This window comes from Gemmobacter lanyuensis (genome assembly GCF_014652355.1).
GTDB classification, from domain to species: domain Bacteria; phylum Pseudomonadota; class Alphaproteobacteria; order Rhodobacterales; family Rhodobacteraceae; genus Gemmobacter; species Gemmobacter lanyuensis.
Map to the genome: position 1 here is coordinate 200,886 of NZ_BMYQ01000004.1, position 26,506 is coordinate 227,391.

Sequence of the window (26,506 nt, forward strand, 5' to 3'; positions counted from 1 at the left end):
GCGCGTATTAAGGGGCTAAGGTGCTAACAGTGTAGAAGTCAGTATGAAGAAAAAGGGGATTAAGGGTAAAAAGCTGTATTTCAATGACTTAGCGTAGGGGGCTAGGCGGGGACTATGCCCCTTTTCCCCCTCGCCCGGCCCCACCTCATTCATCCGAAGCATCATAAAGGTCGATCAGCGTGTAGTAGTTGGCCGGGCGGCCCGCTGTGGTCATCGTTTCAGTGTGGATGCGCGGGGGCGACTCGCGTTGCAGCGCCTCCATGGCCCGCTTCACATCAACCGCCGTCAAATCCCGTCGCTGATACTTGTTCGTCGCCTTCATGGCGAGGGCGCTGTGGCTCACCTTCACCCCGCCCAGTTCGTCGATCATCTTCACCAGACGGTCTTGCAGCGCCTTGTCCTTGATCGCCTTTTCGTTCGACTCGGCGGTCGAGAACACGAACAGAACGGTCTGCTCCCAGTATTCCATCCATGCGTCCGCAGCCAACAGGTGATCCGCGTTGATCTTCGACTTGCGGTCGAACAGCGCGATCAGCGCAGCGAAGATCATGGTGTGGAGGCTTCGGCGGCCAAGCAAGCTGCCGATCAGTTCGGGATAGGTCTGATCCTCAATCCGGGCGTAGAGCGTCGTTTCCCAGAGGCTCTGCGCGTCGTCGTCCATTTCAACCAAGCCAATGCTTGCCGCCTCCCAAAGGGCTGACGAAACATGCTGCGCGAACTGCGCCATCAGCATGGGGTCGGTTGGCTTGGGCGACGGCACGATCTTGGTGCGGGCCGAATAGAACATGGGGAAGCGATTGGCGAAACCGTTCGTCTTCTCAATGTCGTTCAGACTTTTGACGATCTCTGTTTCGGGCACCGAGCCAACGACGCAGACATGGGTGTCAGATGCACGCCGGAAGGCAGTGGCGGAAGGTGTGGTCAACATCACCCCGTCAAAGGCGTCTCGCAGCACTGTGCTGAGGGTCGCCCCCTCGCGCCGCCCCTGCGCCAACACGCCCGCGAACTCGCTGATGTCGCAGAGGAGGCGCTTGTCCAAGACGCCGGGGTCGTTGTGTTCCTTGTCACCAGTCGTCCACGAATAGGGGTCACGGACCTTCTGGATCAGCCCTTCGCCCGTTGACAGCGCCGTCAGCTTTTCGAGGGGAAGCAGGCCGTAGGGGCAGAGGTTGCGCTCGACTGCCTCGAACAGCCTGTTCGGCATTTCGGAACTGGTGCCTTTGCGACCCTTCGCTGTGGGACCAACGATCAGCGCGAACATGCGCAAGTGACGCCTGTGGTCACCAATTTCAATGTAGGCCTTGCGCCCGAGGGTTGCGGCGAAGCGGGCAAGAATGTGGATAGCCACGCTGGCCGGGACCGCTTCCGAATTGGAACAGGCTGCCTCGGCCATGCGCCCGAGCATTCCATGCAGGGCGGATTCGTGCAGCACCGGGCGCGGAAGAACGTATTCGCTGAACTCCCCATCCTCTGCGGTGGCCGCCTTCTTCCGACCGCCCTGATGGGCCGCCGCGCCTTGCCCGTATAACGAAATGAAGTCTGTGAGGTCAGCCATGCTGCACCCCGCCGTTGCTGGTGCCCAGCGCAAGCTGGCCCGGTTGCGGACCGAATCCGCCGTCTGTTACCTTGTGCATGTCACTGCTCTTATCTGAATGCCAACTGGCCGGGTGTCCTTGATGTGGCCTGCGGCGCTGCGCGACGGGAACACGAACTTGCTCTTGGTCCCCGTCTTTTCTTCGGCCAGTTGGCGGGCCTTGAGGACGGCGACCGCTTGCGACGAGAGAGGCAACCAGACGGGGTTCTTGTTCTTCGGGTCGGGCAGGTGGAACCAGTTGTTGGCGGGGTCGGCGTCGTCAAGGTTGACGCGGTCCCATGTCAGCATGGCCCCCTCGTTGCGGCGCGTGCCCGTCAGGAGAAGAAACATCACAAGGTCGATGCCGCAGCGTGTGTCGGCGCTGAACGCGGGATTTTGCCGCGCTGTGGTCAAGTGATGCCAGAACTTTCCCACGTCGCGGCGGTCAATGTGCCGGGTGCGGACCTTGCTCTCATGCGCGGCCAGTTCCTTCTTGATGATGGCCACAGGGTTTCGGGCAATGAGAGGTGCGCCGTCCTGCGTCTGATATTCCTCCATCGCAAAGTTGATGAGAGTGCGAAGGATTTTGAAGGCTGAGGCCGCGCTGCCGGGGGCAGGTGCGGGCGTCTTGCGCAGTCCCTTCGTGGCGATTTCCTCATACCGCTTGCGGCAGTCATTCGGCGTGATGCTTGCGATAGCGCGGGGAAGCCACTTGGCGAAGGCGGTAGTCAGGTGGCGGTCCATCTCGTCGCGGGTGTTCTCCTTGAGCATTCCGGGCCGCGCAAAGAACGCGTCGGCCACCTGCCGCAAGGTGACGGCCTTAGCCTCGTCCTCGCGCTTCACCTCGCGCGGGTCGATCCCCATGCGCATGGACCGGAGGTGTTCGCGGGCAACGTCGCGGGCTTGGTCCACGGTGAAGACGCCGTAGGCTCCGATGGTGATGCGGGCCGGGGGTTTGCGCGGGTCAATGCGACCCTGCACGATGAAGTTCATTCTGCCGCTAGGATTGACCCGCAGGCCGAAGCCCTTGGTTTCAGCGTCCCAGTGATACTCGTCATTCTGACCGGGCTTCACGCGGTCAACATACCCCTTCGTGAGCTTCACGGGCGGGTGCTTGGGGGTCGGGTCAGGCATGGGTTTGGCTCCTCGTAAGCAGATCATAAGCAGTTGCGGCGAAGCAGCGCCAAGCGCCACTTTACACCGCTCAACCCCGCCTACGGCTTATCGTCCGAGCCAAGCAACTGAAATCGCTAGATAATAAAGGAGAATACAAGGACTTCTTTAGTGAATCGCCAGTGTTCTAAAGCGCGGTAAAGTGGGCAGGCCATAGCTTCGGGAGCAGGGGGTCGGAGGTTCGAATCCTCTCGCTCCGACCAAATATACCCCCTGCATAATGATGATGGTATCGTGGTCCTGCCAGCCTGGCGGCGGCGTGGGACGAATTCCAAGAAGCCCCTTTCGATACAGGCCAGCGGGACAGGGATTGTCCGCAGCGAATGGGCGTTGTTTACCTTTTGGTCTTCGCCTTCGTCAGTGATCCGAAGGGCGGGGATATTGCCACTAGTCATGACGTCTTCCACGCGCAGTTGCCCCAGCTCTTCACGGCGCGCGCCGGAATAGGCGGACAGCATAGGAAGCCAGTGGTCTGCGGTGTCCGCGTGAGCGGTCGCGGCGACGTGGGCAAGAATGGCTTTCACTTCGGCGGGCGTAAAGCCCGCGACTTTCTGGGCTTTCCGGTCCGCGACCTTTTCCTTCGGCTTGTCGATCCGGTAGCCCGCCCAAGGGGCCATGGCCAGCGCGCCCTTGTCCAAGGCGAAGGCGGAGAGGGGCCTTTAGGTGAGTGATTAGGCGTTCCCGGACTTTATAGCTGACGCGGTCAAGATTGCCCTTCTTGGCGGCGGCAACGGCGGCGCGCATGGGCTTCTTGAGCCGTTCCCGCGCGACTGGAAGGTCGCGGGCGGCGTCCTCAAATTCTGCCAAATGCGCGCGGGTCAGTTTGGCAAGGGGCTGGTCGCCATGGAATTCGGTCCAGCGGCGGACAGTGTACCGCAGCGAGTCCGCGTTCTGGACGGTGTAGCTCTTGGCGCGGATGAAGGACTCCGCCAATTCCGCAAGCCCGGTCACATCGCCGCCCGGCACGTCAACCTTCTTGCCCAAGGCGCGCAGCGTTCTGGCTTCGCGCCGGGCGATCCCCTCAAGCGCGGCTGACGCCGCCCGGTGCTCTGCGGCTGCCATTTCACCTTCCAGTGGGTCAGGCGGCAATTCGTCGGTGTCCGCCATGGTGGACGGGTCACCCGCCGCAAGGAAGGCCTGCGCCTTCTGGGTCCGCTGGAAGGCTTCTAGCAGGCCTTCCAGCCCGCCCGCGCGGTCATACAGCGCCCGTTGATCCGGGGGGCAGTTCTGCAAGGCGCGCGTTCACGTCTGCACTGCGCGCCGTCTCTTCCACTTGCTGGATTGGCTGCGCGCGGGCGAAGGTTACGCCCCTCGCCGCGACCTTGGGGTCAGCCGTCTTGGGCGTGCCAGTCAGCAACGCCCGGACTTGGTGTAGGTGGTGGATTTCCGGCGGAATCGCGATGTTAAGATGATAGACGCCACCGCGTATCTTGGTGCCCGAAACCTTTGCCAGTGCCATCGTTTACACCTGTGTACCAATGTCACGCTGGTACAGCGCAATAGGCATAAGTGCAAGAAAATGCTAAGATTTTTATTTAAAATGAAATAAGATGGTGCTGCAAGAGAGGATTGAACTCTCGACCTCTCCCTTACCAAGGGAGTGCTCTACCACTGAGCTACTGCAGCGCCGTTTTCATCTTCGCTTCGGCATCTTCTTGCCGGGCGTGGCGGGGAGATAGACGTATTCCGCGGCGGGTGCAAGGGCAATCTGGACCCTTTTTTTGTCCTGCGGTAACAGAATGCTCATGAACGAGCCCCGCGAACTTCCCCAACCGTCCGATGGCCCCGGAGAAACGCCTGTCCCGCAAGGGCAGGCGAAGGCATATGCCAAGGCAAACGGAGGTGAACCGTCGCGCGAAGACCGGCTGAAAGCCGCGCTGAAGGCCAATATGGCCCGGCGCAAGGCACAGGCCAAGGCGCGCGGTGCGAAGGCTCTCGGAAATGAAAACGAGAAAGAGTGAGGCGGGACGATGGATTCGATTCTGGTGCGCGGCGGCGGTGAACTGAACGGGGTGATTCCCATCGCGGGGGCAAAGAATGCCTGCCTCACCCTGATGCCGGCCACCCTTCTGACGGAAGAGCCGCTGACCCTGACCAATGCGCCACGCCTGTCGGACATCGCCACGATGACGCAGCTGCTGCAATCGCTGGGGGCCGAGGTGGCGGGACTGCAGGGCGGCAAGGTGCTGGCCATGTCCTCTTACACGATCGGCAACCACACCGCCGATTACGATATCGTGCGCAAGATGCGCGCCTCGATTCTGGTGCTGGGGCCGATGCTGGCCCGTGACGGTCATGCGATCGTGTCGCTGCCCGGTGGCTGCGCCATTGGCGCGCGCCCGGTGGACCTGCATCTCAAGGCGCTGGAGGCGATGGGGGCCGAGCTGGACCTGCGCGATGGCTATGTCCATGCCAAGGCGCCGGGCGGACGGCTCAAGGGGGCTGTCGTCGAATTCCCCTTCGTCTCGGTCGGGGCCACGGAAAACGCGCTCCTGGCCGCGACGCTCGCCAAAGGGACCACGGTGCTGAAAAACGCCGCGCGCGAACCCGAAATCGTGGACCTGGCTCAGTGCCTGCGCCGCATGGGGGCGCAGATCGAGGGCGAGGGCACCAGCACCATCACCATCCAGGGTGTTGACCGCCTCGGCGGGGCGACCCACCCGGTCGTGACCGACCGGATCGAACTTGGCACCTATATGCTGGCCCCCGCGATCTGCGGCGGCGAGGTGGAATGCCTCGGCGGCCGTATGGATCTGGTCGCAAGCTTTGCCGAGAAGCTGGATGAGGCCGGCGTCTCCGTCACCGAAACCGCCACTGGCCTCAAGGTCAGCCGCAAGAACGGCCGCGTGAAGGCGGTGAATGTCACGACCGAGCCCTTCCCCGGCTTCCCGACCGACCTGCAGGCCCAGATGATGGCGCTGCTCTGCACCGCCCAGGGCACCAGCGTGCTGGAAGAAAAGATTTTCGAGAATCGCTTCATGCACGCCCCCGAACTGATCCGCATGGGCGCGCGCATCGATGTGCATGGCGGCCATGCCACGGTGACGGGGGTTGAACGGCTCAAGGGCGCGCCGGTGATGGCCACCGACCTGCGCGCCTCGGTCTCGCTCATCCTCGCAGGGTTGGCCGCCGAAGGCGAAACCGTGGTCAGCCGGGTCTATCACCTCGACCGCGGCTATGAACATGTCGAGGAAAAACTGGGCGCCTGCGGGGCACAGATCGAAAGGATCAAGGGCTGATGGGGGACGCAGGGTTCGAAGACGCGGGCAATGCGCCCCTTTGGCTGGGTGCCGCCGATGCCGATGATCTGCGCGTGCTGGCCACACTCACCCAGGATGCGGTCTTCCGCCTTTCGGATGTGACCTACGCCCGCCCGCGCCGCGAATTCGCCCTGCTCCTTAACCGATTCCGCTGGGAAGACCGCGCCGCCGCCGAACGCGCGGGGCGCGGCTTTGAACGGGTCCGCGCCATGCTCCTCGTGCGGGATGTGATGGCAGTCCGGACCCAGGGCATCGACCGCGCCGCGGGCGATCGGGTGCTGTCCCTCCTCGACATCCAGTTCGAACCGGGCGCCGAATGCGGCGGCCGGGTCATCTTTACGCTGGCCGAAGGCGCCGCCATCGCGCTTGAGGTCGAGGCCCTCGACCTTACCCTCCGCGATGTGACGCGCCCCTATCTCGCTCCCTCGGGGCGGGCGCCGAAGCACGACTGACCGATCCCCCTTCATCTTGGCAAAAATATCCCGGGGTCCGGGGCAGAGCCCCAGTCCACCCCCCGCCACGCTTGAGGCGCGGGGCCAAGGCGGCTATGCAGGGCGCAAACCAGACCGGAGACCCCGATGCCGCAGTTTCTCAACACCCAGGACGCCGGTTTTGAGCCCGCCTTCGTTGCGCTGCTGGGCATGAAACGCGAAGACAGCCCCGATGTGGATGCCGCCGTGGCCGCCATCATCGCCGATGTGCGCGACCGGGGCGATCAGGCCATCATCGACCTGACCGCAAAATTCGACCGGCTGACCCTGACGCCCGAAACGCTGGCCTTCACGCCCGCGCAGATTGCGGCGGAAATCGCCAAGGTTTCGGCCGAGGATCGCGCGGCGCTTGAACTCGCCGCAGCGCGGGTGCGCGCCTATCACGAACGTCAGCTGCCCGAAGATGCCATGTGGCAGGATGAAACCGGCGCGATGCTGGGCTGGCGCTGGACGCCGGTTTCGGCTGCGGGCCTTTACGTGCCGGGCGGGCTGGCCTCTTACCCCTCCTCGGTGCTGATGAACGCGATTCCGGCCAAGGTGGCGGGGGTTGAACGGCTGGTGGTGGTATGCCCCACGCCGGATGGGGTGGTGAACCCGCTCGTCCTGCTGGCGGCGCAGATCGCGGGCGTGGATACCGTCTATCGCATCGGCGGCGCGCAGGCCGTGGCGGCGCTGGCCTATGGCACCAAGACCATCTGCCCGGTGGACAAGATCACCGGCCCCGGCAATGCCTTTGTCGCCGCCGCCAAGCGCCGCGTCTTTGGCAAGGTCGGCATCGACATGATTGCCGGGCCGTCCGAAATTCTCGTCATCGCTGATGGCGACAATGACCCGGACTGGATCGCGCTCGACCTGCTGTCGCAGGCTGAACATGACGAATCGGCCCAGTCGATCCTGATCACCCCAGATGCAGCCTTTGCCAAAGCCGTGGTCGCCGCGGTGGAAAAGCGCCTTGAGACATTGGAGCGGCGCGCCATCGCCGGGGCAAGCTGGCGCGACTTTGGCGCCGTCATCGTGACCCGCGATCTGGATGAGGCGGCGGCGCTGTCGAATCGCGTGGCGCCCGAACACCTGGAGCTCTGCGTGGCCGACCCGGATGCGCTTTCGGCCAAGATCACCCATGCCGGGGCAATCTTCCTTGGCGGCTGGACACCCGAAGCGATCGGGGATTACGTTGGGGGGCCAAACCACGTGCTGCCCACCGCACGCTCGGCCCGGTTCTCTTCGGGGTTGTCGGTGATGGACTTCCTCAAACGCACGACGCTTGCCAAGATGACGCCCGAGGCGCTGGCCACCATCGGCCCCGCGGCGGAACGTCTGGCGCAATCTGAAAGCCTCGAGGCGCATGGCCTGTCGGTGCGGGCCCGTCTCAACCGCCTGAACGGGGGGAAGTATGAGTAACCGGATCTGTCACATCGAAATCGACGAACGCGGCCTGAAGGCGGCGACCCCCGCGATTGAACAGGAACGCCGCGTGGCGGTGTTCGACCTGCTGGAAGACAACAGCTTTGCCCTGCCCACCCGTGATGGGCGCGACGTGCCGCCCGGCCCCTATCGTCTGGCGCTGGCCATCCGCGAAGGGCGGCTTGTCTTCGACATTGCCACCGAAAACGGCGACAAGATCGGTGAGTTTCACCTCAGCCTTGGCCCCTTCCGGCAGGTGGTGAAGGATTACTTCCAGATCTGTGAAAGCTATTTCGACGCGGTCAAACGCCTGCCCCCCAGCCAGATCGAGGCGATCGACATGGCGCGCCGGGGCATCCACAACGAAGGCGCCCGCGTGCTGCAGGAACGCCTTGAGGGCAAGGCCGAAGTCGATACCCCCACGGCGCGCCGCCTGTTCACCCTGATCTGCGTGTTGCATTGGGGCTGACATTTGAGCCGTTTCCCCTCATCCGTGCTGTTTTGTTGTGACCATAACGCCGTGCGGTCGCCAATGGCCGAGGGCTTGATGAAAAAGTTTTACGGCCAGCGCGCCTATGTGCAGTCGGCCGGGGTGCATAATGACATGGAGATTGACGGCTTCACCGTGGCCGTCAGTCAGGAGATGGGGATCGAGCTTTCGCGCCACCGCTCACGCTCGTTCGAGGAAATGCAGGAATGGGGTGATGATCTGGGGCAGTTCGACCTGATCATCGCCCTGTCCCCCGCCAGTCAGCGCATGGCGCTGGAGCTGACGCGCTATTACCACCTCGATGTCGAATACTGGCCCATCCTCGACCCCACCGGCATCGGGGAAACGCGCGAGGCCAAGCTGGCCGCCTATCGCCAGGCACGCGACATGATCCGCGATCGCATGATCGCCCGCTTCGGCCCGCCGACCGAGCCGGACGGGGCTCAGGCCAGTTCCCCGGCGGGCTGATCAGCGTTTTCGCCCGTCTGGGCGGCCTGAATGCGCGGCAGGGCATCCTCGATCCAGCCGGTCAGCGCCGCCAGATGCGTCGCTGCTTCCTGTCCTAGATCCGTCAGCCGGTAATCCACATGCGGCGGCAACACATCATGCACGTGTCGGCGCACGAAGCCGTCGGATTCGAGCTGTTGCAGCGTTTGCGCCAGCATCCTTTCGCTGACCCCGCCAATCCTGCGGCGCAGTTCCGAAAAGCGATGCGTCCCTGAAATCAGCACCAGCATGACCAGCGTGCCCCAGCGGCTGGTCAGATGCTGCAGCACCAAGCGCGAGGGGCACTCCGCCGCCAGCACATCGGGCTGAAGCCGGGAAAGCGTCTTCTGTGCATTGTCCTTGGCTGTCATGTGCGCCCCTGCGGTATACTTACAAAAATGTAGGCACTTCCTTTTCGTAAGTAAAGGGCGCAAGTTCCGGTCATCAACGAAACCTCTCCGTGAAGGATGATCCCATGACCATTGCCATTACCGGCGCCACCGGCCAGCTCGGCCGCCTTGCCATTGCCGCCATCAAGGCCCGCGCCCCCGGCGCCGATCTGATCGCGCTGGCCCGCGACCCGGCCAAGGCCGCCGATCTGGGCGTGCCCGTCCGGGCCTTTGATTATCTTCAGGAGGAAGGTCAGGCGGCCGCGCTGGCAGGTGTTTCGGTGCTGGTGCTGATTTCGTCGAATGATTTCAACGACCGCGCCGGGCAGCATGCCCGTGTGATCGAGGCCGCCAAGGCCGCGGGCGTGGGGCGGATCATCTATACGTCGCTTCTGAAGGGCGATGCCTCGCCCATGATCCTGGCCGAGGACCATATCGCGACCGAGGCCGCGCTGGCCACCTCTGGCCTTGCCACCACGATCCTGCGGAACGGCTGGTACACCGAGAACTACACCGGCGCTCTGGGGGCCGCGCTGGCGCATGGCGCCATTCTGGGGGCCGCGGGTGAGGGGCGCCTGTCCACCGCCGCCCGCGCCGATTTCGCCGAGGCCATCGCCGTCACCGCGCTGGAAGAAGGCCATTCCGGCAAGATTTATGAACTTGCGGGCGATGACAGCTACACGCTGGCCGATCTGGCGTCCGAGGTGCAGGCGCAATCGGGCAAGCCGGTGGCCTTTGTGAACCTGCCGCAGGCGGATTACGCCAAGGCGCTGGAAGGGTTCGGTCTGCCCGCGGGATTTGCCGCCGTGCTGGCTGACAGCGATGCCCGCGCGGGCGAAGGCGCGCTGTTTGATGACAGCCACACCCTGTCGCGCCTGATCGGCCGTCCGACCACGCCTTTTGCCGCCACGGTGCGCGCCGCGCTGACGTGACGTCGCAATCGCGCCGCCGGATGTCCGAAGGGGCATTGGCGGCGCGGCTTTTCCGGTGCAGGTTGCGGCGCGAAGCGATTTGCGAAGGAGCCTGCCCATGACTCGCGCCACCCTCGAAGCCTATTACGCCGCCTTCAACGCCGGAAACCCCGAGGGGATGCTGGCCTGTGTCACCGATGACGTGGAGCATCGCGTCAACGAAGGCGCCATCCGCTTTGGCAAGGACAAGTTCGCCGAATTCTGCAGCCATATGGGCGTCAGCTACCGCGAAGAGCTGAAGGACATGGTCATCTTCGTGAACGAGGATGCGAGCCGCGGCGCCGCCGAATTCGTGGTGCATGGCGAATATCTGCAGACCGATCCGGGCCTGCCCGAGGCCAAGGGCCAGAAATACATCCTGCCCGCTGGGGCGTTCTTCGATCTGAAAGATGGCAAGATCGCCCGCGTGACCACCTTCTACAACCTCAGCGACTGGGTCGCGCAGGTTTCCAAATGATCGATGTCCGCGTCCTGACGGGGGCGGCGCTGGATGCCGCGCTGGATGACGTGGCGGGGTTGCGGATCACCGTGTTCCGCGACTGGCCCTATCTCTATGACGGGTCGGTCGAATATGAACGCGAATATCTGCAGACCTACCGCGACAGCCCCGGCGCGATTCTGGTGGGGGCCTTTGACGGGCGGCGTCTGGTCGGGGCTGCGACCGGCACACCGATGGAAGATCACGCCGACGAATTCGCCGAGCCGTTCAAATCGGTGGGCCTGCCGCTGGACCGGATCTTCTACTGCGCCGAATCGGTGCTGCTGCCGGAATATCGGGGGCAGGGCATCGGGCACCGGTTCTTTGACGCGCGCGAGGCCCATGCCCGCGCGCTGAACCGCAGCCATGTGGCCTTCTGCGGCGTGCAGCGCCCCGAGGATCACCCCCTGCGCCCCTCGATCTACCGCAGCAATGACGCCTTCTGGCGCAAGCGCGGCTATGAACAGCTGCCCGGCATCGTGGCGGAGTTTTCGTGGAAGGATGTAGGGGAAGAGGCAGAGAGCCGCAAACCCCTGCAATTCTGGATGCGGGCGCTTTAACCCAGTCGCCGGGCAGCGGCCTGCCCGGCGTGCAACCCCGTGGCCCAGCTTGCGGTCAGCAGATAGCCGCCCGTTGGCGCCTCCCAATCCAGCATTTCACCGGCAGCGAAGACTCCGGGCAGGGCGCGCAGCTCCAGATCCTCGGTCAGGCTGTCGCGGGTGATCCCCCCCGCGGAAGAGATCGCCTCTTCCATCGGGCGGGGGCCGGCGTGGCGGATGGGCAGGCGTTTCAGCAGCGGCGCCGGATCGGAGGGCAGGGGGCGCGCCATCTCCATCACCAGCGCGACGGCGGCGGGCGACAGGCCCAGTTTCCGCAGTCGGTTCGCGGCACTGTCGCCCGGTTTCTGCCGCGCCAGCCGGTCCCGCAGCGCATCAAGTGTCAGGTCTGGGAAGAGGTCTAGCGCCAGCGGCGCGCCAAGCCGGAGATCATGGCTGACGGTGTAAATGCCCCCACCCTCAAGCCCGCGTTCCGACAGCACGAATTCGCCGCGTTCCTGCCGGTCCCCCGCCAGAAGGCAGGCGCCCTTGATCGGCTGGCCCAGATGCTTGGCCATATGCGCAGACCAATCCATGCGGAAGCCCATATTCGCCGGGGCGAAATCCGCGATCCCGACGCCCTTGTCGCGCAGCCACGGCACCCAGGCCGCATCCGACCCCAGCCGCGGCCAACTGGCCCCGCCAAGCGCGAGAACCGCGACAGCGGGCGTCAGCACCTTTGCCCCCTCGGGCGTGTCAAAGGCCAGCGCATCCCCGTCAAACCCGGTCCAGCGCCAACGTGTTTTCAGAGTCACCCCTTTGCCCGCCAGCCGCGCCAGCCAGGCCCGCAGCAGCGGCGATCCCTTCATCGCCACCGGGAACACCCGCCCCGATGAGCCGGTAAAGACCGGCTGGCCCAGCCCTTCGCAAAAGGCGCGCACCTCGGCGGGGCCGAACCGCTCCAGCATGGGCTGCAGCCAGGTGGCCTCGTAATAGCGCGCGGCGAAATCGGCGGGGGCCTCGTCCTTGGTGACGTTCAGCCCCGATTTTCCCGCCATCAAGAGCTTGCGTGCCGGGCTGGGTTTCGCCTCTGCCACCAGCACCGCATGGCCTGCATCAGCCAGCGCCTCTGCCGCCATCAGGCCCGCCGGACCCGCGCCGATGACCAGCGCCGTCATGCGCCTGCCTTGGCGGCTGCGCGCTTCACCTCGATCACGCGATGGGGGTAGGGCATCTCGATTCCATGTTCTTTCAAGGCGTTCCAGATCGCAAACAGCACCGGGCTGCCATATTTGTTCTTCCCGTCATCAATCCCGTTCACCCAGTATTCCACCGCGAAATCCACCGCGCTTTCGCCAAAGCCCTTCAATTCGCAATCCGGCCCATCGGGGTGGCGCAGCACAAAAGGCAGTTTGCCCACCGCCTCTTCGATGATGGCGGGCACAAGGTTGATATCGGTGTCATAGCTGACGGAGAAGGCCGCCTCATAGCGATTGGCGCTGCCTTGGTCCGAATAATTCACCACCCGGCTGGTGATGAAATGTTCATTCGGCACCACGATCCATTTGCCGTCAAAGGTTTCCAGCACGCAGGCCCGCGCCGTCATCTTCACGATGGTGCCCTTTTCGCCGCCGTCGAGTTCGACATAATCGCCGACGGTGGTCTGCCCCTCCAGCAGCAGGATGATCCCGGACACGAAATTGGCCGCGATCTGTTGCAGCCCCAGCCCGATCCCTACACCCAGCGCACCGCCCAGAACTGCGACGGCGGTCAGGTCGATCCCCATGATGGACATGAGCAGCAGGAAGGCCGCGCCGAAGATCAGCACCTCGGTCGCCTTGACCGCCAGTTCGCGCGTGGCGGGGCGCAGCTCTTCCTGTTTCTTGATGTAGTCGGTGCTTTGCCGGTTGGACCAGGTACCCAGCCAGAACAGCAACGACCCCGCAATCAACCCGCGGATCAGCGCCATGACCGAAAAGCGGATATTCCCCAGCGCGATGACGGTTTCTTCCAGCCGGGCCGAGATGTCATCCAGCAGCCCCAGCGCATACAGTGCTGCGACCGGCAGCAGGACATAGCGGCCCAGCAGCCGCAAGAAGCTGTCGGTCAGCACCTCGCGCACGAAGATGCGGGCGGCAAGGAACAGGAACGCGCGCTTGCCAAAGGCGATCACCGCGCCGGACCCGAAGATGGAGCGGGTAATTTCCTCGCCCACCGCCGTCAGGGCATAGGCCAGCACCGGCAAGAGCAGCGGCAGGAAGCGGCGGGCAAAGAGACGGGCGGTCACCAGCAGGCCCGCTTTGCCCTCGGGCGGGGTGATCAGCCGGTCCAGCGTGGGTTGCAGGCGCTGCGCGATATGCCGGGCCGCGTAGAACGCCAGAATCAGCAGCGCAAACTGTGACCAGGCGCCCGGCGACAGCAGCCACCCTTGTGCGAGCGTCCAGCCAGGTTCAACCCAGCCCCAGAGCTTGATGATGATATCCGGTTGATTACCCATGCACCCCTCCCTCACATGGCCTGAGGCTTGGCAGAGCCGCAGGCGCCATGCAAGAGGGGCGTCAGATCACGCGGATCGTGTCCTTGTTCACGGCCAGCACATAGCCGCGCCGCGCGATGGTCTTGACCAGAAGCTCGGACACCAGCTGATTGCCCAGGGCATCGCGCAGGCGTTTGACACGGGTAGCGCCCGCGGCCTCTTCGCAGTCGGATTCGCTGCGCCCGGAAATCACCGCCTCGATCTGCGCGCCGGTCAGCACGTCATCATCCATCCGCGCCTCGGCCAGCACGGAAAGCGTCTCGATCGCGGCCTCGGTCAGCTTGAATTCCAGATCGTTGATATAGACCGCCCGGCTTTCACGGCTGATCAGCAGGGATGAAACCTGAATCCCCGACCGCTGGATGGCCGAAATCCTGCGGTTCAGCGTGACGATGGTCACCAGAAAGACCAGACAAGCCACCAGCAGCGCGGTCGAAAACACCAGCAGCACGAAGATGACCATGCGATAGCTGGCCAGAACCTCCTGAAAGGTGGTGCCCGATTGCGCGATGATTTCCAGCAGCTTGATTTCAGCCAATGTCCGCAGATCATCATTGGCCACGAAAAGCTGTTCGACGCGGGCGTTGAAGGCATTGGCATCGGGCAGATTCAGGAACAGAAAGACCGCTGCCGCCCCAAGGATGAGAACGATGGCGCCAATCCCCAGCGCGACGGTGCGGCTGCCTGCCCGAAGGCTGTCAGAAACGGAGGAAGTAGTCTCCGGCACTTGATTTCCTCTCGTTCAGGCCCTCGGGGCCGAAGGTAGAGATCACGTTCAACAGCTTCCAGCCCGCCTGTGCAAGACGGGGTTTCAGCTCGGCCTTGGCCGAACCCTTGTCACAGGCGGAAACCTGCGCGACCCCGTAATGAAGCCGCAGCGGATCGTCCTGTTTGGCTTTGTAATCGGCATAGCATTCGGCCTGCGCGGCGCTGGCAAGGCAGAGCAGGGCGGCGGCGAGGAAGAGGCGCATTTTGGGTGTCCGTGGCTGCTCGGGTCTTTGGGGGATGATGGGCTTTGGCGCGGGGCAATTCAATATCATCCATAGGTTTGTGGCTTTGTTATGGGATGACACGGTGCTGATATTGCGTGTCGGTGCGGTGTCGACCCACCCTTTTGCCTAAGATCCGAGACACAAACGGAAACAAGGCAGGCAATCATGACGCAGGAGAAGATCTGGCAAAAGCATCAGGGATTGGGCTTTGCCGTGCTGATGGTGGGCGGGCTTATCCTTACGGTGGGGGTGCTTTTGGCCGCAGGATCTGGCCAGTCCGAGGCGCACGCCTGCCATATGGATCTTTCGGACCCCGCGGTCAGGTCTTGCGCCACCTGATCCCCCGACCGCCGCGGCCCTGCCCCCCGGGGCTGCAGCGTGCGGGCGGGGGTAAACGGCACCCCCGCCCGCAGGGCTTTTCTTTCCGGCCCGGATGCGGTTCTGTCCGTCCATGACCAAGATGAGTGCCGATTTCAGCTTTGAACTGGCCGCGCGGGCGCGCGGCTTCCTGCGGATTGCCGGTGTGGACGAGGTGGGGCGTGGCCCGCTGTGCGGCCCTGTCACCGCGGCTGCGGTGATCCTTGATCCGGCGCATATACCGGAAGGTATAGGCGACAGCAAAGCCCTGTCATCCGCGAAGCGTGAACGGCTGGCCGCCGAAATCCGCGCTGTCGCACAGGTTGCGGTCGCCCATGCCAGCGTGGAAGAGATCGACCGCCTGAACATCCTTCAGGCCAGCCATCTGGCGATGGAACGCGCCATCGCGCAGCTTGCCCCACCCCCCGATCATGCGCTGATCGACGGCAACCGCCTGCCGCGCGGGCTGGCCCTTTCGGCCGAGGCGGTGGTGAAGGGCGATGCCCGGTCCCTGTCCATCGCGGCGGCCTCGATCATCGCCAAGGTCGAGCGGGATCGCATCATGGTGGATTTGGCGCAACAGCATCCCGGATATGGCTGGGAACGCAACGCGGGTTACCCGACCAAGGATCACCTGACGGCGCTTCTAAATCTTGGGGTGACCCCTCACCATAGGCGTTCGTTCAAGCCCGTCCACAATATCTTGTATCAAGACCTTTCAGTAACCTCTTGATTCAAAAAAGAATTTGACGGCGAATCCCCTCTGACTCATCTTAAGAGCCAATAAATCGGCACAAAGAGGCCGAGAGCAGAGGCAGTAATGACGACACGCAAAACCGCAGCAGAGGCACCCGCCCTGCCGCTCAATCAGATATTGGCCGGCGATTGCATCGAACAGATGAACGCGCTTCCGGCCAACTCGGTGGATCTGATTTTCGCGGATCCGCCCTACAACCTTCAACTGAAGGGCGAACTGCATCGGCCTGACAACAGCAAGGTGGATGCGGTGGACGATCACTGGGATCAGTTCTCCAGCTTTGCCGCCTATGACAAATTTACCCGTGACTGGCTGGCTGCCGCGCGCCGCTTGCTCAAGCCCAATGGGGCGATCTGGGTGATCGGCAGCTATCACAACGTCTTCCGCGTGGGGGCCGCGCTGCAGGATCTGGGCTTCTGGATGCTGAACGACGTGGTCTGGCGCAAGTCGAACCCGATGCCCAATTTCCGCGGCAAGCGCCTGACCAACGCGCATGAGACGCTGATCTGGGCCTCGCGCGATGAGGCGGCGAAATACACCTTCAACTATGAGGCGCTGAAGGCGCTGAATGACGGCGTGCAGATGCGGTCGGACTGGGTACTGCCCATCTGCACCGGCAATGAGCGCCTGAAGGATGACAACGGCGACAAGGCCCATCCGACGCAAAAGCCCGAGGCGCTGCTCCATCGCGTGCTGGTGGCCACCACGAACCCCGGCGATGTCGTGCTGGACCCGTTCTTCGGCACCGGCACGACCGGAGCAGTGGCCAAGATGCTGGGCCGTGATTTCATCGGGATCGAGCGGGAAGAGAGCTATCGCAAGGTCGCGGCCGAGCGCATCGCCCGCACCCGCCGCTTTGACGCCACGGGGCTTGAGGTCACGGGGTCGAAGCGCGCCGAACCGCGTGTGCCGTTCGGTCAGGTGGTTGAACGCGGCATGCTGCGCCCGGGCGAAGAGCTGTATTCCATCGGCAACCGCTTCAAGGTGAAGGTGCGTGCCGATGGCACCCTGATCGGCAATGACGTGAAGGGCTCGATCCATCAGGTCGGCGCGACGCTTGAGGGTGCGCCCTCGTGCAACGGCTGGACATATTGGCATTTCAAGCGCGACGGGAAGATGATTCCCATCGATCTGCTGCGTCAGCAGATCCGCGCCGAAATGGAGGCTGACGAACGTCAGCGTCACTGAAACGCGGCGGGGGTGAACCCCGCCCGACACCCGAAATCATAAGATTGACGGTTACGCCTGTGTCCCGGTTCCGCCGGGGACACACCTCCCCGCCATGCTTGCATGGCGGGGTTTTTTCATGGGCGCGGTCAGGCGGCCTCGGACCAGTTGGTAATGTCCGGGTAATGCCGCTTGCGCCAGGCGCGGACGCGCGGGTTCATCCGGCGGCGCCAGAGCGGCGGGATCAGCGCCAGCACCCCCATCGCCGGATAGCCCATCGGCAGGATCGGCGCCTCGGTTGCGTCATAGGTCTGCAGCAGCGGAAAGCGGCGGTCGGGCCGGGTGTGATGGTCCGAATGGCGCTGCAGGTTGATCAGCAACCAGTTCGACGCGCGCTGCGGCGCGTTCCAGGAATGATGCGGGCGGACGGGCTCATAACGGCCATCGGGCAGGCGGCGGCGGACAAGGCCGTAATGTTCGATGTAATTCGTCAGCTCCAGTTGCCAGACCGCGAAAAAGGCCTGTAGCGCGAACATCAGAACCCCGAAGGCCCCGCCCACCCCATAGGCCGCCAGCACCGCCAGCACCTGCAGCACAGCATAGCGCCAAAAGGGGTTGCTGCGGTGCCAGACCGGGCGGCCGACGCGGCCCAGCTTTTCCGCCTCGGCCCGCCAGGCGGACATAAGACATTCCGGCAGCACCCGCGCGAAAAAGCGGTAAAAGCCTTCGTTGTAGCGCGCGCTGACCGCATCGCGCGGCGTGCCGACATGGCGGTGATGCACCAGCAGATGCTCGGTGCGGAAATGGCTGTAAAGTACGGTCGCGAGCAGCAGGTCGCCCAGCCAGCGTTCCAGCCGGTTGCGCTGATGCAGAAGTTCATGGGCATAGACGATGCCCACCGTCCCCGAGGCGACGCCGATCCCGAACATCAGCCCCAAGATCTCGGCCCAGCCCAGCGTGGGGGATCGGGTGATCCACCAGATCGCACCATAGATGGTGGCGGCCTGAAGGGGCAGCCAGATCAGCGTAATGGCCCGATACCAGACCAGATCGCCCTCATCCGTCTGGGGATCGGGGTTGTCCTCATTCTTGCCAAGAAGCAGGTCCAGCACCGTGATCAGCGCCCAGGCGTAAAGCGGCGGCAAAAGCACGGTCCAGCCGCCCTGCGTCACGCCCACAGCCACCAGTGGCGGCAGCGCCAGCGACAGCCAGAAGGGCAGGGCATTTCTGAAAGCGGCAGTATCGGTCATTGGCTCCTCCGTCCCGCGCAGTCTAGGCGGGGCGGAAGGGGCGCTCAACTCTTGCTGGTCAGGGCTTGGCGGAACTGACGGGGCGTAATGTCGCGGCGGCCTGCGACCACGCCTTCCGCATGACCGTGGGCAATGCCCCCGGCGCGAAATCGGCGGCGGGAATGTAACGGCCACGGTCGGGCGGGGCATCGCTTTCTGCCCAAAGCACGGTCAGTTGCAACTGGAAATGGGTGAAGGTGTGCTGCACCTCGCCAAGTGATTCCCAGTCGGCGGGCAGGGGTGCGGGCAGGGCGCTCCCGTCCCAGCCACTGGTCGGAAAGCCCAGCATCCCACCCAGAAGGCCGCTGGCGGGACGGTCTTCCAGCAAGATTGCGCCATCGCTGCGTCGGACGATCCAGACAGTGCCCTGCCGCACGGGTTTGGCCTGTTTGGGCGCCTTGCGCGGAAAGCTGGTGGCATCGCCGGCCGCGCGGGCGGCGCAATCCTCGGACCAGGGGCAAAGCGCGCAGGCCGGGTTGCGCGGGGTGCAGATCGTGGCGCCCAGATCCATGATCGCCTGCGCGTAATCGCCGGGCCGGTCGGCGGGTGTCAGTTCGGCCGCACGGCGGCCGATCTCGGGCTTGGCGGCGGGCAGGGGCGTTTCGATCCGCCGCAGCCGGGTGATGACCCGTTCCACATTTCCGTCAACCACGGTCGCAGGCCGGTCAAAGGCAATCGCCGCCACGGCCGCGGCCGTATAGGGGCCAACGCCGGGCAGGGCGCGCAACCCCTCTTCGCTGTCGGGAAAACGGCCGTCATGCGCCTCGGCCACGACGCGGGCGCATTTCAGCAGGTTCCGCGCCCGGGCGTAATAGCCAAGCCCCGCCCATTCCGCCATGACATCGGCATCTTCAGCCGCGGCCAGATCGGTGACGCGCGGCCATCTGTCGGTGAAGCGGCGAAAGTAATCGCGCACCGCCGCCACGGTCGTCTGCTGCAGCATGACCTCGGACATCCAGACGCGATAGGGATCGGGGCGTTCCCCCAAGGCCCGGTCCGGGGGCGCCACGCGCCATGGCATCGACCGATGGTGACGGTCATACCAGGCCAGAAGCCGGGCGGAGAGATCGCTCAGTTCGCTCATCGCCCCCGTCTCAGCGTGCCAGCGGCAAGGTCATGTCCCGGTGCGGGATGCCCGCATCGTCATATTCCGGACCGTGGGCCACAAACCCCAGCCGTTCGTAGAACCCCAGAACCGGCACCTGCGCGCTCAGATAGACCTCATCAAAGCCGGGGTCGGCGGCGAAATGATCAATCCCCGCGCGGATCAACGCCGCACCTAGGCCGGTGCCGCGCGCGACGGGCAGAACGCAGACCCGCCCGATCTTGCCGGTGCGGCCCTTTTGCAGCAGCCGTGCCGTGCCGACGGGCTGGCCATCCTGAAGGGCCAGAAGATGGGTGGCCTGATCATCCAGATCATCCATCTCATCCGCCTCGGAGATGCCCTGTTCTTCGATGAAGACACGGCGGCGCAGATCGTGGCAGGCGGCGATATCCTGCGTTACGCGGATCTCGATGGTCATGCGAAGTAATCCTGCAGGATGCGGGTATAGATCGCCTTCAGCTGTTCGATCTGTTCGACCTCGATCCGTTCATCGACCTGGTGCATGGTCTTACCCACCAGCCCGAATTCGACCACGGGGCAGTGATCCTTGACAAAGCGCGCGTCCGAAGTGCCGCCCGAGGTCGACAGTTCCGGGCGCCGCCCGGTTTCGGCCTCGACCGCGCGGGCGATCATGTCCGAGAAGGCGCCCGGCGGGGTCACGAAGCTTTCGCCCGAAATCTGGATCCGCAGGTCAAAGCGCACCCCGGTTTCCGCCTCGACCGCGGCGGCATGGCCGCGCAGCCAGTCGCTGAGGCTCGCACCGCTGTGGAGATCGTTGAAGCGGATATTGACGGTGGCGCTGCCCTTGGCGGGGATCACGTTATTGGCCGGGTTGCCGCAGTCGATGGTGGTGATCGCAAGGGTCGAGGCGTCGAAATGCGCGCTGCCTTCGTCCAGCGGCTTTTCCTCCAGCCGCGCCAGCAGGCGGACCAGCGCGCTCATCGGGTTGCGGGCGCGGTGGGGATAGGCGCTGTGGCCCTGCACGCCGGTGGCGGTGAACCAGCAGGTCATGCTGCCGCGCCGCCCGATCTTCATCATTTCGCCCATTTCATTGGGGCAGGTGGGTTCGCCGACAAGGCAATGCGTCATCCGCTCGCCCTCGGCTGCCATCCAGTCAAGCAATGCGACGGTGCCATGTTCTGCATCGCCTTCCTCATCCCCGGTAATGGCCAGGATGATCGCGCCGTCGGGCGGGGTTTGGCGCACGAAATCGACCGCCGCCGCGGCAAAGGCCGCCACGCCTGACTTCATGTCGGTCGCGCCCCGGCCCCACAGGATGCCATCGATGATCTCGCCGCCAAACGGATCATGCGTCCAGGCGGCGGCATCGCCCACCGGCACCACATCGGTATGGCCGTTAAAGCCGAAGCTGCGGTTGGCCCCCTTGGCCCCCCAGCGGGCATAGAGATTGGCGATCCCGCCGCGATCGACGCGGGTGCAGGTGAACCCGGCCTGCGTCAGCAGCCCTTCCAGAAGCACAAGCGCGCCCCCTTCGGCAGGCGTGACCGAATTGCAGCGGATCAGATCGGCGGTCAGCTGAACCGGGTCAAGGGATTCGGTCCGGGGGTGGGTCATCGGCGCTCTCCTTCTGTCGCCCAAGGGATAAAGGGGCGTTTTCGCCACCGCAAGCACCCCGGCTGACCACGGCACGGGTGAAAACTGTGCCCGGCCTGCAACCAATCGGTGGGGCTTCAGGGGATTGTCGCGGGAATCGTGATGACAAAAAGGAAAATCCAAATCTAACTTATGGATGTGCGAGTGTCGTAAGTATGGGTTTGATCCAAGACAGCCGGGGGAAAAACCCCTGCGCCCCGAGCAGCACCGGACCTGACAGGGAAAACCCTGCACCGGTGGGGGACGTCCGAGGGACAAGGAACAGGCACGATGGGTGTGGGCGCCGAGCTTACCTATAACAGCAACGTCACGGCGTTGCAGATGGCCAATACGATTTTCGGGGATGGGGTCTCGGTGTTGTCCGCGTCCTATTCCGGGCCGTCCTATTCGGCGGCGATTTACAGCGATGGCCAGCTGTCGCCCGGGGTCGTGCCGTCGAACAGCGGCGTGATCCTCTCGACGGGCCGGGCGGATTCCTTCACCCAGCACAACGGAAACCCCAACCGGTCGACCGGCACTTCGACAGATACCACCGGCACGAACAACAACGCCCAGTTCAACGCGGTTGCCGGGGCGCCGACCTACGATGCCGTCTGGCTGGATGCGACCTTTGTTCCGACCGGCAATACCATGACGATCAAATTCGTCTTTGCCTCTGAGGAATACCCCGAATACATCAATTCGCAGTTCAACGATGTTGTCGGGGTCTGGGTCAACGGCAGTGCCGTGCCGATTTCGGTCGGCACCGGGCGGACGAGTGTCAATAACATCAACACCAACACCCAGCCGAACCTGACGGTGTCGAATGTCAACGACACCTATAATACGGAAATGGACGGCTTTACCGTCACGCTGTCGCTCGACATGCAGGTGACACCGGGTGTGGCGAACACCATCCGCATCGGCATCGCCGATGTGTCGGACGCGCAATATGACAGCAACCTACTGATCGCGGCCGACAGCGTGCAGACCGCCGTGGTCGCCCGTGACGATTCGGTCACGATGTTTGCAACCGGCACCCAGACGATCAATGTCCTTGGCAATGATCAGTCGGCCAGCGGCAACGCCCTTGTCATCACCCAGATCAACGGGGTGCCGGTGGTGGCGGGGCAGACTGTCGTCCTGCCCTCGGGGCAGCAAATCCGGCTGAATGCCGATGGCACCTTCACCATCACCGGCGACGGGCAGACCGAGAACACCTCGTTCACCTATACCGTGTCAAATGCCCACGGGAACGGCAACGGCGTCACCGATACCGCCATCGTGAACCTGACGCAGATCCCCTGCTTTGTGGCGGGAACCCTGATCGGCACGCCGGGCGGCCCGCGGCGGGTTGAAGGCCTGACCCCTGGGGATCTGGTGCTGACGGTGGATGACGGCGCCCAACCCCTGCGCTGGATCGGTCGGCGGACCGTTCCGGCGACCGGCAACTTCGCCCCCATCCGCATTGCTGCCGGCGCCTTCGGGGATCACGGCACCCTGCTCGTCTCGCCGCAGCATCGGGTGCTGTTGCGCGATGCCATGGCCGAGCTGCTGTTTGGTGAAGATGAGGTGCTGGTGGCGGCCAAGGATCTGCTCAATCATGATGGCGTGTGCCGGGTCGAAGGCGGGCAGGTCGAATATGTCCATCTGCTGTTTGACCGCCATCAGGTGATCTGGGCCGAAGGTTTGCCCACGGAAAGCTTCTTGCCCGGCCCGCAGATGTCGCACAGCTTCGACGGCGCCGTTTTGCAGGAACTGGTCACGCTCTTTCCTGAACTGGACCCGATGACCGGTCACGGCTATGGCCCCGCCGCCCGCCGCATGCTGCGCGGATATGAGGCGCAACTGCTGCTGACAGGCGCGGCCTGACCCGACATGAGCGGCTGGGTCGCCCTCTCCGATCAGGACGGACCCGTGGGGCAGGGGCCCTTGATCGGGCAGGCAGAGCTGGCGCAGGGCTCGCTGGTTCTTGAGGTGGCAGTGCCCCTGCCTGCGGCTGCCGTTTTGGTGGATCAGCGTCTGGGTCACAGCCTGCTGTCGGTTTTTCTGGCGCCTGATTCTGGGGTGGGGCTGGTGCTGCGGGTGGGCAGCCGGGTGCTGCGCGCCATGGTCCACGGGCCGTTTCCGCAGGGGGCGGGTACGGCCCGGATCACTTTTGGCTGGGACGACCGGGGCTGGACCCTGGCCTATCTGCCGCCCGATACCGACCAGGAAATCCGCACCAGGGGTGCGGCTGTGGTGGCTTTGCCGGTGCCCCTGCTTGACGCGCTTTGCCGTGGCCTGGGCGAGTCGCGTCGCCATCCCGCGCTCTTGTGGTTTGGTGTCACCCTGCAGGACAGCCCGCCGCGTCAGGCCAGCTGGGTCGGTCAACGCACCCTCATTGCCACGCCCTCGGGGCTGCGGCCTGCGGGAACCCTGCAAGGTGGCGACCGGGTGCTGACGGCCGATGGGCTGGTGCGGCCCCTGCGTTCCGTCCGCAAACTGGTACTGCCGGCGCGGGGGCGGCAGGCGCCTGTCCTGCTACGCGCACCCTATTTCAGCCGGATGCGGGATATTCTGGTCAGCGCGGACCAGTGCATCGTTCTTGCGGGGGCCGAGGTCGAATATCTGTTCTCGACCGAGGCCGTTCTGGCCCGCGCGCAACACCTGACCGATGGCCGATCCGCCTATCACGATGGACGCCGCATGATCGCGGGGACGGTTTCGCTGGATATCGGGGCACCTGATCTGATCGCGGGCGAAGATCTGGCCTTCCTGTCAGCCAGCCACGACCGGGTGCTGGCCCCGCCGCCGCTGCCGATCCTGCGTCACTACGAAGCTGTGCCGCTTCTGGCGCTGCTGGGGCGCGGCAACGGGCGCCGCGCCGCCTGACTGATCAGTCGTAGAACGGTGTCATCTGCGCCACGACGACCGAGTTTTCGTCCAACGCGCGCTGCATCAGCTCGCGTTCTTCGGCATCGATTTCGTCGCCCGCGGCCTCGCGTTCCGACAGCGTGCCATAGCCCGACACGTCCAGCGGTGCGAGATCGGCCTGCTTGAGGATCGCCACGGTTTCGCGCACGGCCTCGGCCTCATCCACCCCGCTGGCATAGATCATCAGCGCGGCACCGGTGGCCTTGTCGGGCAGGCCGTCACCCGACTTGCGGCCGACTTCCACGACCAGCGTATAGACCTGCTGGGGACGCTTGGCCTTGCTGTCCTGACTTTCGCTGTCGCTCATGCCGTATCCTTTCGTAACCGCCTTCTCCTAAGCCGGAACCCCGCGCGCGGCAAGCGGCGCGTCAAGGGGCCAGCGACAGGCCCAATCGCGCCAGCGCGGCTTGCAGCGGCGCGGCATCGGGCAGGCGCAACCGCACCGGCAGAGTCAGCACCCGCGACCGGAAGGCCGGGGGCAGGCGGACGGCATCCTTTTCGGTGGTGACCAACTGGGCCTGCAACGCGCTGGCCTCGGTCTCAAGCCGGGTCATCAGTGCAGTGGCCAGCGGTTGGTGATCATCCAGCGCCTGTGCGCGCACCACCACCGCCCCCAGATCGCGCAGGGTGGCAAAGAACTTTTCCGGGTGGCCGATCCCGGCAAAGGCCAGCACCCTTTCGCCCGTCCAGTCGAGCCCCATCTGCAGCGGCTCCAACCGCGCGCGGATCACTGGGACCGGCAGCGGGTGACGGGCGGCAAAATCATCCTGCGCCGCATCGGTGCCGATCGCCATCACCAGATCGGCCCGCTGCATCCCCGCCGCGACGGGTTCGCGCAGCGGCCCGGCAGGCAGGCAAAGCCCGTTGCCAAAGCCCCGCGCGGCATCGACCACGATGATGCTCAGGTCCTTCTGGACCGAGGGGTTCTGGAACCCGTCATCCAGCAGGATGACCTTCGCCCCCGCAGCTTCGGCCGCGCGCACCCCGGCGGCGCGGTCCTTGGCGACCCAGGTCGGCGCGAAAGCCGCAAGCAGCAGGGGTTCATCCCCCACTTCGGCCGCCTGATGGCGGGGGGTGACCTGCACGGGGCCGGGCAGGCTTCCACCATGGCCGCGCGTCACGACATGCACCCCGGGTAGCCGTTCGATCAGCGCGATGGCGGTCGGGGTCTTGCCCGTGCCGCCGACATTCAGGTTGCCGACGCAGATCACCGGCACTTTGGCGCGATAGCCCGGCTTTGCCACGCGCCGGGCGGTCGCCGCCGCATAGATCCGCCCCAGCGGTGAAAGAAGGCGCGCCAGCACCGTCGGGCGCGGCTGATACCAGAATTCGGGCGCCTGCATCAGTCTTCCCCCAACATGCGGCGGAGCAGGCTATGCACCCGCTCGGTCACTTCGACCCCGTCCGAGGCCACGGTCCAGGCCGACTGCGCCAGTTTTGCAGCCCGGTCGGGCGACAGAAGTTCGGCCAACGCTTCGGCCAGATCGCCGCCCGAGGCGACGGAGCGTGTGGCCCGCGCAGCCCCCAGCCGCCCGAGGATCGCGCCATGCGGGCCGGGACGGGGGCCGTGGATCAGCGAAGACCCCAGCGCCGCGGCCTCCATCGGGTCGCGGATGCAACCGGTGCCCGCCAGCGACCCGCCCAGAAAGGTGATCGGCGCCAGCCGATACCAAAGCCCCATCTCGGCGGCATCTGCGATGAAGACCTCGGTTTCCGGCTCGGGTTCCTCATCCGCGCTGCGGCTGGCCACCATCCACCCCTCGGCGCGTTCAAGGCTGGCGGCAAGCTCGGTCGCGCGGGCGGGGTCTTCCGGTACAAGGATCAGCAGCAGCCGGTGGGCCAGACGCAGACCGGCACGATGCGCCTCAATCACTGCGGCCTCTTCGGCCTGCGGCAGGGCCGCGGCCAGCCAGACGGGGCGCGAATTCATCAGCCGGGCCAGTTCTTCCCGCTCGGCCTCATTCCCCGGCAGGACGGCGCAGGGCTGTTCCATCCGGCCCGTCACCGCCATCCGCGCATTGACCCCCGCCTTGCGAAGCGCGCGGGCGGCGGCATCATCCAGCGCGAGGATTTCCTGCAGATGCGCCAGCGTGGCGCGGATCAGCCCGGGATACCATCCATCCCGGCCATCCGGCAGATGGGGCACCCGCGCCTCGACCAGCGCCATGGGGATCTTGCGCCCCGCCGCTGCATCGATCAGCGCCGGGCGCAGCTCGCCGCCGGAAAAGAGGATGGCATCGGGCTGCCAGTGATCGAGCATCGCCGTGACCTCGGCCACGGTTTCCCCCGGCGAAGGTTGCCACAGCGTGCCGCCCGCCAGTGCCGCGGGTGCGGTGCTGCCCGGTGTGGTGACAAGGACAGGGTGGCCGTCCTCATCCCGGATCTTTTCGGCCAGCACGCCCAGACTGCGGATATGTTCCTCTTCCGGGGCGTGAAGCCAGATCAGGCGCCCGGGCGGCCGCTCGGGCCGTTCGGTCGGCTGCGCCACCCGCCGCCGCGCGGCGAGATTGTAAAGCGACAGGCCAAGTGGCGCCATGATCCGT

General features: G+C 64.8%; 30 protein-coding genes and 1 tRNA gene. 14 read left to right on the plus strand and 17 right to left on the minus strand.

Going from position 1 to position 26,506, the window contains the following annotated elements; translation table 11 throughout:
* Positions 1-145 precede the first annotated feature (145 nt).
* From IE101_RS09410 to IE101_RS09430, 5 genes are all read right to left on the minus strand, one after another.
* Positions 146-1,555 carry a hypothetical protein gene (locus tag IE101_RS09410; protein WP_189633569.1) on the minus strand — a complete coding sequence of 470 codons (1,410 nt, stop codon included), beginning with the start codon at positions 1,553-1,555 and terminating at the stop codon, positions 146-148.
* A gap of 66 nt (positions 1,556-1,621) precedes the next feature.
* Positions 1,622-2,707, minus strand: coding sequence for a tyrosine-type recombinase/integrase (locus IE101_RS09415; protein WP_189633570.1), 1,086 nt, complete (start codon positions 2,705-2,707; stop codon positions 1,622-1,624).
* Between the two features lie 465 nt (positions 2,708-3,172).
* On the minus strand, positions 3,173-3,979 hold the full coding sequence (locus IE101_RS09420) for a hypothetical protein (RefSeq protein WP_189633571.1): 807 nt from the start codon (positions 3,977-3,979) through the stop codon (positions 3,173-3,175).
* Positions 3,942-4,205, minus strand: coding sequence for a hypothetical protein (locus tag IE101_RS09425; RefSeq protein ID WP_189633572.1), 264 nt, complete (start codon positions 4,203-4,205; stop codon positions 3,942-3,944). The genes IE101_RS09420 and IE101_RS09425 overlap by 38 nt, the downstream gene beginning before the upstream one ends.
* Positions 4,206-4,297: 92 nt before the next feature.
* Positions 4,298-4,372, minus strand: a tRNA-Thr gene (locus IE101_RS09430).
* 119 nt (positions 4,373-4,491) lie between these two features.
* Between IE101_RS09430 and IE101_RS09435 the strand changes: the two genes are divergently transcribed.
* The 6 genes from IE101_RS09435 (at position 4,492) to IE101_RS09460 (ending at position 8,859) form a co-directional block, all read left to right on the plus strand.
* Positions 4,492-4,707, plus strand: a complete 216-nt coding sequence (locus tag IE101_RS09435; RefSeq protein ID WP_189633628.1) for a hypothetical protein — start codon at positions 4,492-4,494, stop codon at positions 4,705-4,707.
* A 9-nt stretch (positions 4,708-4,716) separates the two neighbouring features.
* Entirely contained in the window at positions 4,717-5,985 is a 1,269-nt protein-coding gene (murA, locus tag IE101_RS09440; RefSeq protein ID WP_189633573.1) for a UDP-N-acetylglucosamine 1-carboxyvinyltransferase, read from the plus strand.
* On the plus strand, positions 5,985-6,458 hold the full coding sequence (locus tag IE101_RS09445; RefSeq protein ID WP_189633574.1) for a DUF2948 family protein: 474 nt from the start codon (positions 5,985-5,987) through the stop codon (positions 6,456-6,458). Before murA ends, IE101_RS09445 begins: the two co-directional genes overlap by 1 nt.
* A 126-nt stretch (positions 6,459-6,584) precedes the next feature.
* Positions 6,585-7,898 carry a histidinol dehydrogenase gene (gene hisD, locus IE101_RS09450; RefSeq protein ID WP_189633575.1) on the plus strand — a complete coding sequence of 438 codons (1,314 nt, stop codon included), beginning with the start codon at positions 6,585-6,587 and terminating at the stop codon, positions 7,896-7,898.
* Positions 7,891-8,370, plus strand: coding sequence for a UPF0262 family protein (locus tag IE101_RS09455; RefSeq protein WP_189633576.1), 480 nt, complete (start codon positions 7,891-7,893; stop codon positions 8,368-8,370). The genes hisD and IE101_RS09455 overlap by 8 nt, the downstream gene beginning before the upstream one ends.
* Positions 8,371-8,373: 3 nt before the next feature.
* A complete protein-coding gene (locus IE101_RS09460) occupies positions 8,374-8,859 on the plus strand; it encodes an arsenate-mycothiol transferase ArsC (protein ID WP_268247278.1) in 486 nt (161 codons plus the stop codon).
* Here IE101_RS09460 and IE101_RS09465 read toward each other — a convergent pair.
* On the minus strand, positions 8,835-9,248 hold the full coding sequence (locus IE101_RS09465; protein WP_189633578.1) for a winged helix-turn-helix transcriptional regulator: 414 nt from the start codon (positions 9,246-9,248) through the stop codon (positions 8,835-8,837). The two genes, IE101_RS09460 and IE101_RS09465, sit on opposite strands and share 25 nt — an antisense overlap.
* A 104-nt stretch (positions 9,249-9,352) precedes the next feature.
* Here IE101_RS09465 and IE101_RS09470 point away from each other — a divergent pair, with 104 nt between their 5' ends.
* From IE101_RS09470 to IE101_RS09480, 3 genes are all read left to right on the plus strand, one after another.
* Entirely contained in the window at positions 9,353-10,198 is an 846-nt protein-coding gene (locus IE101_RS09470; protein WP_189633579.1) for an SDR family oxidoreductase, read from the plus strand.
* 97 nt (positions 10,199-10,295) lie between these two features.
* Entirely contained in the window at positions 10,296-10,694 is a 399-nt protein-coding gene (locus IE101_RS09475; protein WP_189633580.1) for a ketosteroid isomerase-related protein, read from the plus strand.
* Positions 10,691-11,275, plus strand: coding sequence for a GNAT family N-acetyltransferase (locus IE101_RS09480; protein WP_189633581.1), 585 nt, complete (start codon positions 10,691-10,693; stop codon positions 11,273-11,275). Before IE101_RS09475 ends, IE101_RS09480 begins: the two co-directional genes overlap by 4 nt.
* On the opposite strand, the gene IE101_RS09485 is transcribed toward IE101_RS09480, so the two are convergent.
* The 4 genes from IE101_RS09485 to IE101_RS09500 form a co-directional block, all read right to left on the minus strand.
* Positions 11,272-12,429, minus strand: coding sequence for a BaiN/RdsA family NAD(P)/FAD-dependent oxidoreductase (locus tag IE101_RS09485; protein ID WP_189633582.1), 1,158 nt, complete (start codon positions 12,427-12,429; stop codon positions 11,272-11,274). The genes IE101_RS09480 and IE101_RS09485 overlap by 4 nt on opposite strands.
* Positions 12,426-13,748: a mechanosensitive ion channel family protein gene (locus IE101_RS09490; RefSeq protein ID WP_189633583.1), complete on the minus strand. Its 1,323-nt coding sequence runs from the start codon at positions 13,746-13,748 to the stop codon at positions 12,426-12,428. The genes IE101_RS09485 and IE101_RS09490 overlap by 4 nt, the downstream gene beginning before the upstream one ends.
* 61 nt (positions 13,749-13,809) lie before the next feature.
* Entirely contained in the window at positions 13,810-14,514 is a 705-nt protein-coding gene (locus IE101_RS09495) for a hypothetical protein (protein WP_189633584.1), read from the minus strand.
* Positions 14,486-14,758: a hypothetical protein gene (locus tag IE101_RS09500; protein ID WP_189633585.1), complete on the minus strand. Its 273-nt coding sequence runs from the start codon at positions 14,756-14,758 to the stop codon at positions 14,486-14,488. The genes IE101_RS09495 and IE101_RS09500 overlap by 29 nt, the downstream gene beginning before the upstream one ends.
* A gap of 186 nt (positions 14,759-14,944) precedes the next feature.
* Between IE101_RS09500 and IE101_RS09505 the strand changes: the two genes are divergently transcribed.
* From IE101_RS09505 to IE101_RS09515, 3 genes are all read left to right on the plus strand, one after another.
* Positions 14,945-15,118 carry a hypothetical protein gene (locus tag IE101_RS09505; RefSeq protein WP_189633586.1) on the plus strand — a complete coding sequence of 58 codons (174 nt, stop codon included), beginning with the start codon at positions 14,945-14,947 and terminating at the stop codon, positions 15,116-15,118.
* 112 nt (positions 15,119-15,230) lie between these two features.
* The gene (gene rnhB / locus IE101_RS09510) at positions 15,231-15,869 is read left to right on the plus strand and encodes a ribonuclease HII (RefSeq protein ID WP_373296101.1); all 639 of its coding nucleotides are present in this window, start codon (positions 15,231-15,233) and stop codon (positions 15,867-15,869) included.
* Between the two features lie 87 nt (positions 15,870-15,956).
* Positions 15,957-17,081, plus strand: a complete 1,125-nt coding sequence (locus IE101_RS09515; protein WP_189633587.1) for a site-specific DNA-methyltransferase — start codon at positions 15,957-15,959, stop codon at positions 17,079-17,081.
* 128 nt (positions 17,082-17,209) lie between these two features.
* Here IE101_RS09515 and IE101_RS09520 read toward each other — a convergent pair whose 3' ends face one another.
* The 4 genes from IE101_RS09520 to dapE are packed head-to-tail and all read right to left on the minus strand — an operon-like array spanning position 17,210 to position 21,029.
* Positions 17,210-18,310, minus strand: coding sequence for an alkane 1-monooxygenase (locus IE101_RS09520; RefSeq protein WP_189633588.1), 1,101 nt, complete (start codon positions 18,308-18,310; stop codon positions 17,210-17,212).
* Between the two features lie 58 nt (positions 18,311-18,368).
* Complete coding sequence (gene mutY / locus IE101_RS09525; protein ID WP_189633589.1) at positions 18,369-19,433, minus strand: A/G-specific adenine glycosylase; 1,065 nt, start codon at positions 19,431-19,433, stop codon at positions 18,369-18,371.
* A gap of 10 nt (positions 19,434-19,443) precedes the next feature.
* The gene (locus tag IE101_RS09530) at positions 19,444-19,872 is read right to left on the minus strand and encodes a GNAT family N-acetyltransferase (RefSeq protein ID WP_189633590.1); all 429 of its coding nucleotides are present in this window, start codon (positions 19,870-19,872) and stop codon (positions 19,444-19,446) included.
* Positions 19,869-21,029, minus strand: coding sequence for a succinyl-diaminopimelate desuccinylase (gene dapE, locus IE101_RS09535; protein WP_189633591.1), 1,161 nt, complete (start codon positions 21,027-21,029; stop codon positions 19,869-19,871). Before dapE ends, IE101_RS09530 begins: the two co-directional genes overlap by 4 nt.
* A 309-nt stretch (positions 21,030-21,338) precedes the next feature.
* Between dapE and IE101_RS09540 the strand changes: the two genes are divergently transcribed.
* Both IE101_RS09540 and IE101_RS09545 read left to right on the plus strand, forming a co-directional pair.
* Entirely contained in the window at positions 21,339-22,919 is a 1,581-nt protein-coding gene (locus IE101_RS09540) for a Hint domain-containing protein (protein WP_189633592.1), read from the plus strand.
* Between the two features lie 6 nt (positions 22,920-22,925).
* Positions 22,926-23,921 (plus strand): Hint domain-containing protein, encoded by a 996-nt coding sequence (locus IE101_RS09545; protein ID WP_189633593.1) that lies wholly within the window; start codon positions 22,926-22,928, stop codon positions 23,919-23,921.
* A 4-nt stretch (positions 23,922-23,925) separates the two neighbouring features.
* Here the strand turns inward: IE101_RS09545 and IE101_RS09550 are convergent, their stop codons facing one another.
* The 3 genes from IE101_RS09550 to IE101_RS09560 all read right to left on the minus strand — a co-directional run bounded on the left by IE101_RS09550 (position 23,926) and on the right by IE101_RS09560 (position 26,499).
* Positions 23,926-24,270, minus strand: coding sequence for a DUF8846 family protein (locus IE101_RS09550; RefSeq protein ID WP_189633594.1), 345 nt, complete (start codon positions 24,268-24,270; stop codon positions 23,926-23,928).
* A gap of 61 nt (positions 24,271-24,331) precedes the next feature.
* Complete coding sequence (lpxK, locus tag IE101_RS09555; protein WP_189633595.1) at positions 24,332-25,306, minus strand: tetraacyldisaccharide 4'-kinase; 975 nt, start codon at positions 25,304-25,306, stop codon at positions 24,332-24,334.
* On the minus strand, positions 25,306-26,499 hold the full coding sequence (locus IE101_RS09560) for a 3-deoxy-D-manno-octulosonic acid transferase (RefSeq protein WP_189633596.1): 1,194 nt from the start codon (positions 26,497-26,499) through the stop codon (positions 25,306-25,308). Before IE101_RS09560 ends, lpxK begins: the two co-directional genes overlap by 1 nt.
* Positions 26,500-26,506 lie beyond the last annotated feature (7 nt).

What these genes read in the sequence shown, in the direction of transcription:
- IE101_RS09500 (WP_189633585.1), bottom strand. Translation starts at nt 14,758, where the DNA reads ATGCGCCTCTTCCTCGCCGCCGCCCTGCTCTGCCTTGCCAGCGCCGCG.
- IE101_RS09435 (WP_189633628.1), top strand. Translation starts at nt 4,492, where the DNA reads ATGAACGAGCCCCGCGAACTTCCCCAACCGTCCGATGGCCCCGGAGAA.
- hisD (WP_189633575.1), top strand. Translation starts at nt 6,585, where the DNA reads ATGCCGCAGTTTCTCAACACCCAGGACGCCGGTTTTGAGCCCGCCTTC.
- IE101_RS09475 (WP_189633580.1), top strand. Translation starts at nt 10,296, where the DNA reads ATGACTCGCGCCACCCTCGAAGCCTATTACGCCGCCTTCAACGCCGGA.
- IE101_RS09470 (WP_189633579.1), top strand. Translation starts at nt 9,353, where the DNA reads ATGACCATTGCCATTACCGGCGCCACCGGCCAGCTCGGCCGCCTTGCC.
- IE101_RS09515 (WP_189633587.1), top strand. Translation starts at nt 15,957, where the DNA reads ATGACGACACGCAAAACCGCAGCAGAGGCACCCGCCCTGCCGCTCAAT.
- IE101_RS09560 (WP_189633596.1), bottom strand. Translation starts at nt 26,499, where the DNA reads ATGGCGCCACTTGGCCTGTCGCTTTACAATCTCGCCGCGCGGCGGCGG.
- IE101_RS09505 (WP_189633586.1), top strand. Translation starts at nt 14,945, where the DNA reads ATGACGCAGGAGAAGATCTGGCAAAAGCATCAGGGATTGGGCTTTGCC.
- IE101_RS09485 (WP_189633582.1), bottom strand. Translation starts at nt 12,429, where the DNA reads ATGACGGCGCTGGTCATCGGCGCGGGTCCGGCGGGCCTGATGGCGGCA.
- IE101_RS09410 (WP_189633569.1), bottom strand. Translation starts at nt 1,555, where the DNA reads ATGGCTGACCTCACAGACTTCATTTCGTTATACGGGCAAGGCGCGGCG.
- IE101_RS09520 (WP_189633588.1), bottom strand. Translation starts at nt 18,310, where the DNA reads ATGACCGATACTGCCGCTTTCAGAAATGCCCTGCCCTTCTGGCTGTCG.
- IE101_RS09425 (WP_189633572.1), bottom strand. Translation starts at nt 4,205, where the DNA reads ATGGCACTGGCAAAGGTTTCGGGCACCAAGATACGCGGTGGCGTCTAT.
- rnhB (WP_373296101.1), top strand. Translation starts at nt 15,231, where the DNA reads ATGACCAAGATGAGTGCCGATTTCAGCTTTGAACTGGCCGCGCGGGCG.
- IE101_RS09540 (WP_189633592.1), top strand. Translation starts at nt 21,339, where the DNA reads ATGGGTGTGGGCGCCGAGCTTACCTATAACAGCAACGTCACGGCGTTG.
- dapE (WP_189633591.1), bottom strand. Translation starts at nt 21,029, where the DNA reads ATGACCCACCCCCGGACCGAATCCCTTGACCCGGTTCAGCTGACCGCC.
- IE101_RS09530 (WP_189633590.1), bottom strand. Translation starts at nt 19,872, where the DNA reads ATGACCATCGAGATCCGCGTAACGCAGGATATCGCCGCCTGCCACGAT.
- IE101_RS09545 (WP_189633593.1), top strand. Translation starts at nt 22,926, where the DNA reads ATGAGCGGCTGGGTCGCCCTCTCCGATCAGGACGGACCCGTGGGGCAG.
- murA (WP_189633573.1), top strand. Translation starts at nt 4,717, where the DNA reads ATGGATTCGATTCTGGTGCGCGGCGGCGGTGAACTGAACGGGGTGATT.
- lpxK (WP_189633595.1), bottom strand. Translation starts at nt 25,306, where the DNA reads ATGCAGGCGCCCGAATTCTGGTATCAGCCGCGCCCGACGGTGCTGGCG.
- IE101_RS09480 (WP_189633581.1), top strand. Translation starts at nt 10,691, where the DNA reads ATGATCGATGTCCGCGTCCTGACGGGGGCGGCGCTGGATGCCGCGCTG.
- IE101_RS09490 (WP_189633583.1), bottom strand. Translation starts at nt 13,748, where the DNA reads ATGGGTAATCAACCGGATATCATCATCAAGCTCTGGGGCTGGGTTGAA.
- IE101_RS09465 (WP_189633578.1), bottom strand. Translation starts at nt 9,248, where the DNA reads ATGACAGCCAAGGACAATGCACAGAAGACGCTTTCCCGGCTTCAGCCC.
- IE101_RS09550 (WP_189633594.1), bottom strand. Translation starts at nt 24,270, where the DNA reads ATGAGCGACAGCGAAAGTCAGGACAGCAAGGCCAAGCGTCCCCAGCAG.
- IE101_RS09455 (WP_189633576.1), top strand. Translation starts at nt 7,891, where the DNA reads ATGAGTAACCGGATCTGTCACATCGAAATCGACGAACGCGGCCTGAAG.
- IE101_RS09445 (WP_189633574.1), top strand. Translation starts at nt 5,985, where the DNA reads ATGGGGGACGCAGGGTTCGAAGACGCGGGCAATGCGCCCCTTTGGCTG.
- mutY (WP_189633589.1), bottom strand. Translation starts at nt 19,433, where the DNA reads ATGAGCGAACTGAGCGATCTCTCCGCCCGGCTTCTGGCCTGGTATGAC.
- IE101_RS09415 (WP_189633570.1), bottom strand. Translation starts at nt 2,707, where the DNA reads ATGCCTGACCCGACCCCCAAGCACCCGCCCGTGAAGCTCACGAAGGGG.